Below are 10,268 nucleotides of genomic sequence, written 5' to 3' on the forward strand. Positions count from 1 at the left end.
TGTAAGCACGGTAACGTGTTCAGCTGACCAATACTAATAGATCGAGGGCTTGACCTATTAAATTCGATTGAGATTGCAACTTGTGTTCAGTTTTGAAGGTGCAATCCCACTCAAGTGGGAGGCCGTTATACAGGGGTATAGTTCAGCTGGTAGAGCGTTGGTCTCCAAAACCAAATGTCGAGGGTTCGAATCCTTCTGCCCCTGCCATTTTTTAAAAACGATTTGCCATTTTTATATGGCTCAGTAGCTCAGTTGGTTAGAGCGCCGGCCTGTCACGCCGGAGGTCGAGGGTTCGAGCCCCTTCTGAGTCGTTTATGGAAGTTTAGCTCAGCTGGGAGAGCATCTGCCTTACAAGCAGAGGGTCACAGGTTCGAGCCCTGTAACTTCCACTTTTTTTATTTCAAAAAAGCACTAAGGCCTAGATGGTTTTAGTGCTTTTTGCTTACAGAAAATATAGTATAATGGCAGTAAGAAGGATATTCAGCAAAAAGCTTTTGAAAAAAGCAGAGAGGAGGAATCACATGCAGTCGAATTGTGAAACCTGTATGTATTTTGGATATGACGAGGAATTTGAAGAATACTTCTGTGAAGTCAACTTGGACGAAGATGAAATGCAGAAATTTTTAACGGATACGTTTCAGGGATGCCCCTATTACCGCCTGGAAGATGAATATAAAACGGTGAGAAAGCAAATGTAACTGATAGATAAGAAACAGAACCCCTTGTCCTCTTTGGGAGAGAAAGGGGTTTTTTAAATTCTGATGAAAAAGAAGGAAACGGGTATACTAGGTAAAATGGAGCGAGAATCAGGAGGGATGGATTTGATTTACACACTGACAGTGAATCCTTCGGTGGATTACGTAGTACAGATGGGCGAATTCCGCCCGGGAATGGTGAACCGTGCCTTAGGTGAGGCGGTTTTTTCCGGCGGAAAGGGTATAAATGTAGCTATTATTTTACAGAATCTGGGAGTGGCGAACCGTGCCCTGGGCTTTCTGGCAGGCTTTACGGGGGATTTCATTGAAGGGGATTTGAAAGGGCGAGGGTGTCGGACGGACTTTGTGCGCCTTGCCAAGGGATTTTCCCGCATCAATGTGAAGCTGAAAGGGCAGGAGGAAAGCGAGATCAACGGCGGCGGACCGGCGGTGGATCAGACGGCACTAGAGCAGCTTTTTGAGAAGATCAACGCCCTGCAGAAGGGGGATCTGCTTATCATTTCCGGCAGCATTCCCCCCTCTTTGCCGAAAGATTTTTATGAGAAGATTTTGGACTTGCTGAAAGGACGGGACATCTATACAGTGGTGGATGCAACGGGGGAAGTGCTGTTGAAAACTCTGCGATATGAGCCTTTTTTGATTAAGCCCAACCATCAGGAACTGGAAGAGCTGGCGCAGAGCAGGCTGTTTACCCGGGAAGAGATCATTACCCAAGGAAAGCGGCTGCAGGAAATGGGGGCAAAAAATGTACTCATTTCCATGGCGGCGGAGGGGGCGGCGCTGCTGACTGCCGAGGGGGATATCCTCTTTGGGGAAGCACCCCGGGGAAAGGTGGTCAATTCCGTGGGGGCAGGGGATTCCATGGTAGGGGGATTTGTGGCAGGCTGGCTGAAAACGGGCAGCTATCAGGAGGCTTTATCTTGGGGAATCGCAGCGGGCAGCGCCAGTGCATTTTGCGAAGGTTTGGCAACTGGGGAAGAAATTCGGAGATTGTATGACGAAAAAATCAAAATAACCAGCGGGACGGTATAGCTTCTTTGAGGGTTACTCGCTGAAGGAGGGTAATATGAGGATTTCGGAACTGTTGCAGAAAGAAAGTATTGGGATTGGAAAGAGACCGAGAAACAAAAACGCTGCGATTGACCAGCTGGTGGAGCTGCTGGCGAAAAGCGGCAATCTGAAGGATAAAGGGAAATTCAAACAGGCCATTTTGGAACGGGAAAAGCTTTCGACTACGGGCATCGGCGAGGGCATTGCTATTCCCCATGGGAAAAGTAATGCGGTCAAACGGGCGACTTTAGCGGCTATGGTCGTTCCCGAAGGGGTGGATTTTGAAAGTGCCGACGGGCAGGATGCCCATTTGCTGTTTATGATCGCTGTGCCTGAAAACGGAGCGAACCTACATTTAGAGGTGCTGGAACGGCTGGCGGCTATGCTGATGGATGAGGATTTTCGAAAAAAACTGATAGAAGCGAAAAATCCTTCTGCCTTTTTAGAGATTATCTCAGGGGAGGAGGAAAAGCGCTTTGCTAAAACTGCGGAAGAAGCCCGGATCAGCTATGATGTGCTGGCTGTGACTGCCTGCCCCACGGGCATTGCTCATACATTTATGGCGGCAGAAGGGCTGGAAAACAAGGCAAGGGAAATGGGCATTACCATCAAGGTGGAGACCAACGGCAGTGGCGGCGCGAAAAACGTGCTGACAGCGGAGGAAATCAGAGAGGCCAAAGGCATCATCATTGCGGCGGATAAAAAGGTAGAACTGGACAGATTCCGCGGGAAAAAGGTACTGCAGGTGCCTGTGGCGGAGGGCATCCGCAAGCCGGAGGTTCTATTGGCCAAAATCATACAGGGGGAAGCGCCTATATACGGCGGCAAAACAGAGACAGAAGCCCCTCGCGGGGAAGAAGAAAAGCAGAGCAGAGGCAACAAGGTATATCGAGACCTGATGAATGGGGTTTCCCATATGCTGCCCTTTGTTATTGGCGGGGGGATTCTGATCGCATTGGCTTTCCTGCTGGATGATTACAGCATTGACCCTGCCAATTTCGGCTCCAATCTGCCCCAAGCCGCCTTTTTCAAAGCCATCGGGGATGGGGCTTTTGGCTTTATGCTGCCCATTTTGGCTGGCTACATCGCCATGAGTATTGCCGACAGGCCTGCCCTTGCGCCGGGCTTCGTGGGGGGCTTTCTGGCGAAGGAAGGGGGCAGCGGCTTTTTGGGGGCATTGCTGGCAGGCTTTGCGGCAGGGTATTTGATTCTGGGCCTGCGGAAGCTTTTCGATAGACTGCCCCGTTCTTTGGAGGGAATCAAGTCTATTTTGCTCTATCCTGTTTTTGGTATCTTCTTAATGGGCGCCCTCATTCAAATCATCATCAATCCTCCTGTGGCATGGCTGAATGAAGCCCTGTACGGATTGCTGGCACGGATGGGCACCAGCAGCCGTGTGCTTTTGGGCGTTGTTCTGGGGGGCATGATGAGCGTGGATATGGGCGGCCCTATCAATAAGGCGGCTTATGTATTCGGCACGGCTTCCTTGGCCAGCAATGAATTTCAGATCATGGCGGCGGTCATGGCAGGGGGGATGGTGCCACCGTTGGCTCTGGCTTTGGCAGTCTTTTTCTTTAAAAACAAATTCAGCGAAAAAGAAAGGCAATCCGGCGTGGCGAACCTCATCATGGGGGCATGCTTTATCACAGAAGGAGCCATCCCCTTTGCGGCGGCAGATCCTCTGCGGGTACTGCCCGCCTGCATCATTGGATCTGGGGTGGCCGGCGGGCTGAGCATGTTCTTTGGCTGTGCTCTGCGGGCGCCCCATGGCGGCGTTTTTGTTTTGCCTGTCATCAGCCATCCTTTCGGTTTTCTGGCGGCGGTCATCATAGGCTCTGTGGTGGGGATGCTGCTGCTGGGACTTTTGAAAAAGAACGCTGTGCAGGCAATTTGAAATAAATTACCATCGAAATAGCCTTGCGCCTTTTTGTCGAATCCCGTATACTAATATGGAAAGAGAGACAGAAAATGTCTTTCATTGAAAAAAAGAGCAAGGTTGGGATAAAGTGCAAGAATCATTACAAGAATGGGGAAAAGCAATCCTGCGGGCAGCGATTATTATTGTGGTACTGTTTTTTTTCTGCTGGCCTATGCGCCTGATGGGCAGTTCCATGGAGCCGACCATGGGCGATGGTGAAATCGTGCTGATGAATCGCCTTGCGGCTATGAGGGGAGATTATGAAAAGGGCGATATTGTTATGTTCCATTATTATGACGCCGATGGCAGCAAGACGGTGGTAAAACGAATCATCGCCACAGAAGGGGATACCATTCGGATTTTGGAAGATGGCGTGGAAGTAAACGGAGAGATCATTCAGGAAAGCTATGCGGACGGCGTGACCGATGGCCTGGTTGATATGACAGTGCCCCAGAATACGGTATTTGTCATGGGGGATAACCGCCAGAACAGCTACGACAGCCGCAATATGGGGGTGATTTCCTGTGATGATTTGAAGGGAAAGGTATTTTTCCGGATCTATCCGTTCCAGGAATTTGGCAAAATCTAATTCAAAAAGAGCACATTCTATAGAGAATGTGCTCTTTTTATGCGGATTTATCATGGAAAGCATGAAAATGATGCGCTTTTTTCGGGGTTCTTTTTATGGTACAGTAAGGGCAGAAATTTATTGAGGGAAGTGAAACAGATGAGAAAAGAGTTCTGGAAATATATTGCCGCATTGCTTCTGTTCGGTTCCAATGGCATTGTGGCAAGCCATATCCATCTGTCCAGCTATGAGATTGTATTTCTGCGGTCAGGGCTTGGGGGATTGGCACTTTTGCTGTTTTTTTTATTGCTGCGCCAAAAGGGCAATGCCCTGCGCTATAGAAAAGAATTTATCTTTCTGGGGCTGGCTGGGCTGGGGATGGGCGGAAACTGGATGTTTCTTTATGAAGCTTATCAGCAGGTAGGCGTGGGGACGGCCACGCTGCTGTGCTATTGCGGGCCGATCATCGTGATGGCACTGGGGCAGGTTTTCTTTCAGGAGAAGCTGACAAAAAAGAACTGTATTGGGTTTTTGGCGGTATTTCTGGGCATTGTGTGCATCAATGGGCAGGCCTTTCAGGAAGGCAAGACCCTTTGGGGACTGTTTTGCGGCATTCTATCTGCGGTGATGTATGCGGTGATGGTCATTGCCAATAAAAAGGCAGAGCATATTACCGGCCTAGAAAATGCCATGTGGCAGACAATATTCAGCTTTCTGGTGGTGGCGGTATTCCTGTTTTCCAGACAGGGCATATCGCTGGAGATTCCGCAGGGAGGCTGGATGCCTATATTGCAACTGGGGCTTTTGAATACGGGCATTGGCTGTTATCTGTATTTTTCTGCCATGGGGCGGCTGCCGGTGCAGACGGTGGCCATCTGCGGCTATCTGGAGCCTCTTTCGGCGGTGGTGCTTTCGGCGGTTTTGCTGCGGGAAGGCATGGCCCCCATGCAGGCGGCAGGGGCGGCGTTGATTTTAGGCGGTGCCATGTATGCAGAGCTGGCAGGAAAAAGAGTGAGAAAAAAAGAAAAGGCAAAGGAATATGCCAGGGTATAAAAGCGAGAAGGCCTGCCGATGTTTTGGCAGGCTTTTTTGGTGTTTTCATCGGTAGGAAAGGTATTCCAGAAAGCGTTTTACTGCCAGGGGAGCGGTTTTTCGATCCCGCAGGGCCAAGGCGATTTTCCGATGAATGGGCGTTTCCAGTTCTCTGATAGCGACCCGATAAGGAATGCGCCGCAGGATCAGGCGGGGCAGCAGGCTGACGCCCAGCCCGCATTCCACCATGGAAAGGACCGCATAATCATCCCATGTGGTGAAATGGACATTGGGAGAGAGGTTATGCTGGTGGAAAAAGTCTGCAATTTCTGTATTTTTATCCTTTTCCAAAAGAAGGAAAGGCTCTTGGCACAGCTCTTTCAGGGGGACACGCTCCGCATCGGCCAAGGGATGGTTTTCCGGCAGGATGGCAAGAAAATCGTCCTGTTCCAGAAAAATAGTGTCCATCTCCGACAGGGTGGGCAAACGTAGAAAGCCGCAGTCTACCCTGCCCTCTTGTATCCATGCTTCGATTTCCCGATAGTCCCCCAAAAGCAGTTCATATTCGATATTGGGATGATCCTTTTGAAATTCCTTGATGATATTGGGCAGCCAATGGGTGGCCACGCTGGAAAAGGTGCCGATGCGGATGAGGCCGGTTTCCAGCCCCTTCAGATCATCTGCCTGCTGCAGCAGGGCTTGATGGGCACTGCAAAGGGCTTTGATCTGGGGGAGCAGCTTGATGCCTTCGGAGGTCAGCCGAACGCCGCCCCGTCCCCGTTCGATCAAGGTAAGCCCCAGTTCCTTTTCGGTTTCCTGTATCATACGGCTGATGCCGGATTGGGAATAGGAAAGGGCTTCGGCGGCTTTGGTGATGCTGCCATATTCTATGGTTTGCAAAAGGGCAATATATTTCTGGATATCCATGGAGGCACTCCTTTCCTGCGAAAATATCATATAAAATAGAAAATACTTTACAAATATTCATATTTTCTTTATCCTACAGGAAAGAGAAGGATTTGACAAGGGCGGAAGGGCAGAAATGCCCTTCTTTTTTTGCATAAAACTACCTGCGCCACATATATTTTCATAGAGACAAAGTGTGGCGATCCGGTGTGTCCCTTTTTCCGGGAACATTGCCGGCAGTTGCCCTTTGGAAAGGGCTGGATCATTCTCTTTCCGAAGGGAAGCCTGCTGATTGGAACATTCTTTTATGAACAGGAGGGTTTTTATGCCGTTGACATTGGCGAAGGAAACAATGGATATGAATTGGAAGGACACAGCGGGAAAACAGTCTTCTCAGATCCTGCTGGAGGGGGATATGATCGTACCTGACAGCAAGCCGGACTTACAGGAAATTTTGCGCTGTGAAGGAAAAGTAAACATGCGGGAAAAACGCATCACCGATGACCGCATTTCCTTTTCCGGGGAGATGGAGGTTTCTGTGCTGTATCGGGCAAAGAACGGGGAGCGGCCTCTTTATGCCATGAAAGCCAGCCTGCCTTTGGAAGATTTTTTACATATCGACGGGCTGGAAAAAGACATGGATGTGACCCTGGAGGCGAAATTGGAACATTTGGACTGCCAGATCATCAATGACCGAAAGATCGGCGTGAAGGCGGTCATTGAGATGAAAGCGGCTGCAGAGCAGCAGAAACATGCGGAGATCTTGAGCGGCGTGACGGGGGAAGGCATCGAATGCCTGACGGGGACCCTGCGGATGGAGCGGGATGCGGCAGCCCTGAAAGACCGATTCACCGTGAAGGAGGACTTGAATCTTTCTACATCCAAGCCGGAAATTGCCGATGTGCTGTGGGAAGGAATAGAGCTGACGGAACAGGATATGCGTGCCATGGACGGGAAGGTCATGGTGCGGGGGAATTTGAAGATTTGCATGCTTTATACAGACGGAGAAGGAAATATTGGCAGCTTTTGCGAGAAAATCCCTTTTAACGGCTATCTGGAAGGAGAAGGGATCGAGCCCAAAACGGAGCTGAACGGCAGCCTGACGGTGGAGGAAGCCAAGCTGACCCCCATGGCGGACGAGGACGGAGAAGCCAGACAGGTGGCGGTGGACGTGACCATTGGGGCGCAGATGAATGGCAAAGAAATGGTGGAACAGGAAATTTTGCAGGATGCCTATGCGCCCAATGGTGCAGTCAAGCTGGAAAAAGAAACCATCACCTACCCTGTGACAGTGGGCAGCGGAAAAAATCAGTTTATCGTGAAAGAACGGATTCAGCTGGAAAATGGGGAGATGCCCATGCTGCAGGCGGAAGAAGTATGGGGGGATGTAAGCCTTTCCGAAGTGCGGACGATGGTGGATGCAGTAGAAGCGGAGGGCGTTCTGACAGCGGATATCCTATATACCTGTGAGGATGACGAGGAGCCGGTTTGCATGCTGCGCAGAGGGATTCCCTTTGGGCAGATGATGGAGCTGCGGGGAGTAGAAGAAGGGGATGAAGCGGCAGTATCCCTGCGGCTGGAGGATATTGATTTTCAGATGCTTTCCGAACGGGAAGGAGAATTGCGGGCCACAGTGACCATGGAGGCCGTAGTGACACGGCAGGAAACGGCGGAAACAGTGACGGATATCACCCTGGAGGAAGAACCCGCCGGTTTGCCTATGGCAGGAGCCGTCATCTATATGGTGCAGAAGGGGGATTCTCTTTGGAAAATCGCAAAAAGATACCGTACAACAGTAAATGACATTCTGGCGGTGAATGAGATTGAAAATCCGGAGCTGATCTATCCGGGGCAGAAGCTGCTGATCATCAAGATGGTGAGGTGATGGCTTTCAACTGAAATTCAAATTCTCGAAGGCCTAAGTGGGTCAACCTGCGCCCGTTTGGAACTGCCCCTCGCAAGTTAGTGCATAAGGGTAACTGCCCCTTCCCTCGCCACTAGGCTGCTTGCGGGGGCAGAGAAGACTGATGGCAAAAAAAGAAAGGACGGGTTTCCGTCCTTTACTTGTTTTCGGTTGTTTCTTCCAGTTCAATTTTTCCCTGTTCTTTTTCAAAATCACGGATACACTGATTGATGAGATACATAATCTGCCCGCTGGCAGAACGACCATTATATTTGGATACAGAATGAAATTTTTTGAGGATATCTTCTTCGATTCGGATACTGATATGTTTTGGGTTTTTTATATATAGTTCCTCTCATCAGTTTTCGTTTTCTTTCAGCAGTTCCTCGTAGGTGGTTTCCAGAACATTACGGATGCCCTGCAGTTGGAGCAGACGGACGAGTTCTGTCTGTCCGATGCCCTTTGCTTGGCGGATGGTGCGGATATTTTGCCCGATGGGGATGGTTTTTGTCTGCTTGATTTTCAAGGCCATATCATTTGATTTCCTGTTCTAAGCTATTGAATTCGGGAGTATTAAAAAATTCCGCCAATGTTATACCCAATCCATCACAAATCAATTTGATTGTTAGAATCTTTGGATTATTACTTTTTCCATAAAGGATATTTTTTAAGGATGTGGGAGGAATCGCAGAAATTGTTGCCAGTTTATTGATTGTTAAATTACGTTCTTCGCAAAGTTGAAGAATGCGGATTCTAATTGTTGAAATAGTGTCCATTTTAAGCCCTCCATTCTTCTTTCAGAATACCCAGAATGGTTGGACAAAATCGTCTATCTATGCTACTATTAGGCTATGCATAGCCTATTTTTGTATTGCGGGAAAAGGAGCAGTTTTAGAAATGAAGCTATTTCAGGATATTTTGAAGGAAATCTTGATGGAAGAAGAAATAAAGGTAGTTTTTCCAAATTTGAAAATGTCCCCCAGCGAACTTGTGGAAATGAAATGTTATAGGGCATTGCGGGACATCAAAAAGATTTTGGAAGATGACGCTTTGGATGATAAGGAATGTTTTGCTAAAATTGAAGAAATCGTACATATTTTTGAAGGAATGGGAAGCGATTGCGGAACAAGACACGAATTTTGAGGGGAATAAGAACACTGGTGCTTGCCGGTGTTTCTTTTTTTAAGCACACTGCACCGCTTTTCGCTCTGACGTTTCCGGCGCTGGGGGAAAGGAATGTTTTTTGCCGAGAAACTTCTGGGGGTGGGCGAATGCTGAGATTCACTGACCGCCGTTTTTGCCCGTATGGGCGAGGCTTCCAATTCTTGGAGTTTCGAGAACTTGAATTTAGGACTCTTTTCTTCCCTTTTCCTTTGATTCTGCGGATTGTATGTGCTATAATATACAATTAGCAAGAGTGTACCCATTTCCCGGCGCACTTTTGCCGAAGGTGAAGTTTCAGAATTTTTTCAACAGAGGTGGGCCCCATGAAAGGCTATTTTATTTCCGTGGAAGGCGGCGACGGCAGCGGCAAATCCACACAGATCAAAAAAATAGAAGCGTATCTGACAGAACGGGGACAGGAAGTCCTTCTGACCAGAGAACCCGGTGGCACGCCTGTGGCGGAAAAAATCAGGGAGCTGATCCTTGACCCTGCCAACAAAGCACTGACAGGCAAAGCGGAAATGCTGCTTTATGCCGCATCCCGTGCCCAGCATGTGGAGGAAAAGATACTTCCCGCTTTGGCGGCAGGTAAAACGGTACTTTCCGATCGTTTCACCGATTCCAGCATTGCTTATCAGGCCTTCGGCAGAGGCCTGGGGGATATGGTGGCAGAGGTGAACCGCATTGCCACCGGCGGCAAAGAACCGGACCTGACCATTTTCCTAAACATCACCCCTGCGGCGGGAATGGCACGGAAAAATCAGCAGGACGGACATACTTTAGACCGGCTGGAACAGGAAAAGGCAGCCTTCCATGAAAAGGTATATGAAGGCTATCTGACCTTGGCAAAGGAAAGCGGCGGCAGGATTGCCGATATTGACGCAGACAGACCCGCCGAAGAAGTTTTTGCCGATATCAAAAAACAGTTAGACAGAGTATTCGGCTTTTGAGCCATAGATAAGTCCAGCGGTGTGATGTCAAGTGAGAAATGAATAATAAATCAAATTTTTT

General features: G+C 49.1%; 11 protein-coding genes and 3 tRNA genes. 11 read left to right on the forward strand and 3 right to left on the reverse strand.

Annotated elements, in window-relative coordinates; genetic code table 11:
• Positions 1 to 131: 131 nt before the first annotated feature.
• The 8 genes from ACI39P_RS06860 (at position 132) to ACI39P_RS06895 (ending at position 5,305) form a co-directional block, all read left to right on the forward strand.
• Positions 132 to 207: transfer RNA gene (locus ACI39P_RS06860), tRNA-Trp, on the forward strand.
• A 30-nt stretch (positions 208 to 237) separates the two neighbouring features.
• A tRNA-Asp gene (locus ACI39P_RS06865) sits at positions 238 to 311 on the forward strand.
• 5 nt (positions 312 to 316) lie between these two features.
• Positions 317 to 389: transfer RNA gene (locus ACI39P_RS06870), tRNA-Val, on the forward strand.
• A 132-nt stretch (positions 390 to 521) separates the two neighbouring features.
• Complete coding sequence (locus tag ACI39P_RS06875) at positions 522 to 698, forward strand: DUF6472 family protein (RefSeq protein ID WP_439719928.1); 177 nt, start codon at positions 522 to 524, stop codon at positions 696 to 698.
• Between the two features lie 123 nt (positions 699 to 821).
• A complete protein-coding gene (gene pfkB, locus ACI39P_RS06880; RefSeq protein ID WP_439719929.1) occupies positions 822 to 1,748 on the forward strand; it encodes a 1-phosphofructokinase in 927 nt (308 codons plus the stop codon).
• Positions 1,749 to 1,782: 34 nt separating this feature from the next.
• Positions 1,783 to 3,660, forward strand: a complete 1,878-nt coding sequence (locus ACI39P_RS06885; RefSeq protein WP_439719930.1) for a fructose-specific PTS transporter subunit EIIC — start codon at positions 1,783 to 1,785, stop codon at positions 3,658 to 3,660.
• 112 nt (positions 3,661 to 3,772) lie between these two features.
• Complete coding sequence (lepB, locus tag ACI39P_RS06890; protein WP_439719931.1) at positions 3,773 to 4,273, forward strand: signal peptidase I; 501 nt, start codon at positions 3,773 to 3,775, stop codon at positions 4,271 to 4,273.
• A gap of 138 nt (positions 4,274 to 4,411) precedes the next feature.
• The gene (locus tag ACI39P_RS06895) at positions 4,412 to 5,305 is read left to right on the forward strand and encodes an EamA family transporter (protein WP_439719932.1); all 894 of its coding nucleotides are present in this window, start codon (positions 4,412 to 4,414) and stop codon (positions 5,303 to 5,305) included.
• Between the two features lie 45 nt (positions 5,306 to 5,350).
• On the opposite strand, the gene ACI39P_RS06900 is transcribed toward ACI39P_RS06895, so the two are convergent.
• A complete protein-coding gene (locus ACI39P_RS06900; RefSeq protein ID WP_439719933.1) occupies positions 5,351 to 6,211 on the reverse strand; it encodes a LysR substrate-binding domain-containing protein in 861 nt (286 codons plus the stop codon).
• A gap of 304 nt (positions 6,212 to 6,515) precedes the next feature.
• Between ACI39P_RS06900 and ACI39P_RS06905 the strand changes: the two genes are divergently transcribed.
• Positions 6,516 to 8,075: an SPOCS domain-containing protein gene (locus ACI39P_RS06905; RefSeq protein ID WP_439719934.1), complete on the forward strand. Its 1,560-nt coding sequence runs from the start codon at positions 6,516 to 6,518 to the stop codon at positions 8,073 to 8,075.
• Between the two features lie 376 nt (positions 8,076 to 8,451).
• On the opposite strand, the gene ACI39P_RS06910 is transcribed toward ACI39P_RS06905, so the two are convergent.
• The gene (locus tag ACI39P_RS06910; RefSeq protein WP_439719935.1) at positions 8,452 to 8,625 is read right to left on the reverse strand and encodes a hypothetical protein; all 174 of its coding nucleotides are present in this window, start codon (positions 8,623 to 8,625) and stop codon (positions 8,452 to 8,454) included.
• Between the two features lies 1 nt (position 8,626).
• On the reverse strand, positions 8,627 to 8,869 hold the full coding sequence (locus ACI39P_RS06915) for a helix-turn-helix domain-containing protein (protein ID WP_439719936.1): 243 nt from the start codon (positions 8,867 to 8,869) through the stop codon (positions 8,627 to 8,629).
• 157 nt (positions 8,870 to 9,026) lie between these two features.
• Between ACI39P_RS06915 and ACI39P_RS06920 the strand changes: the two genes are divergently transcribed.
• Entirely contained in the window at positions 9,027 to 9,236 is a 210-nt protein-coding gene (locus ACI39P_RS06920) for a hypothetical protein (RefSeq protein WP_439719937.1), read from the forward strand.
• A gap of 344 nt (positions 9,237 to 9,580) precedes the next feature.
• Positions 9,581 to 10,207 carry a dTMP kinase gene (gene tmk / locus ACI39P_RS06925; protein WP_439719938.1) on the forward strand — a complete coding sequence of 209 codons (627 nt, stop codon included), beginning with the start codon at positions 9,581 to 9,583 and terminating at the stop codon, positions 10,205 to 10,207.
• Positions 10,208 to 10,268: the final 61 nt, after the last annotated feature.

The sequence above is a fragment of the Anaerotignum sp. genome, assembly GCF_051877975.1.
GTDB lineage: Bacteria > Bacillota > Clostridia > Lachnospirales > Anaerotignaceae > Anaerotignum_A.

Excerpts from the sequence above, each read along its gene's own strand:
- ACI39P_RS06915 (WP_439719936.1), bottom strand. The coding sequence starts at position 8,869 with ATGGACACTATTTCAACAATTAGAATCCGCATTCTTCAACTTTGCGAA.
- ACI39P_RS06875 (WP_439719928.1), top strand. The coding sequence starts at position 522 with ATGCAGTCGAATTGTGAAACCTGTATGTATTTTGGATATGACGAGGAA.
- ACI39P_RS06910 (WP_439719935.1), bottom strand. The coding sequence starts at position 8,625 with ATGGCCTTGAAAATCAAGCAGACAAAAACCATCCCCATCGGGCAAAAT.
- tmk (WP_439719938.1), top strand. The coding sequence starts at position 9,581 with ATGAAAGGCTATTTTATTTCCGTGGAAGGCGGCGACGGCAGCGGCAAA.
- ACI39P_RS06920 (WP_439719937.1), top strand. The coding sequence starts at position 9,027 with ATGGAAGAAGAAATAAAGGTAGTTTTTCCAAATTTGAAAATGTCCCCC.
- ACI39P_RS06905 (WP_439719934.1), top strand. The coding sequence starts at position 6,516 with ATGCCGTTGACATTGGCGAAGGAAACAATGGATATGAATTGGAAGGAC.
- ACI39P_RS06885 (WP_439719930.1), top strand. The coding sequence starts at position 1,783 with ATGAGGATTTCGGAACTGTTGCAGAAAGAAAGTATTGGGATTGGAAAG.
- ACI39P_RS06900 (WP_439719933.1), bottom strand. The coding sequence starts at position 6,211 with ATGGATATCCAGAAATATATTGCCCTTTTGCAAACCATAGAATATGGC.
- ACI39P_RS06895 (WP_439719932.1), top strand. The coding sequence starts at position 4,412 with ATGAGAAAAGAGTTCTGGAAATATATTGCCGCATTGCTTCTGTTCGGT.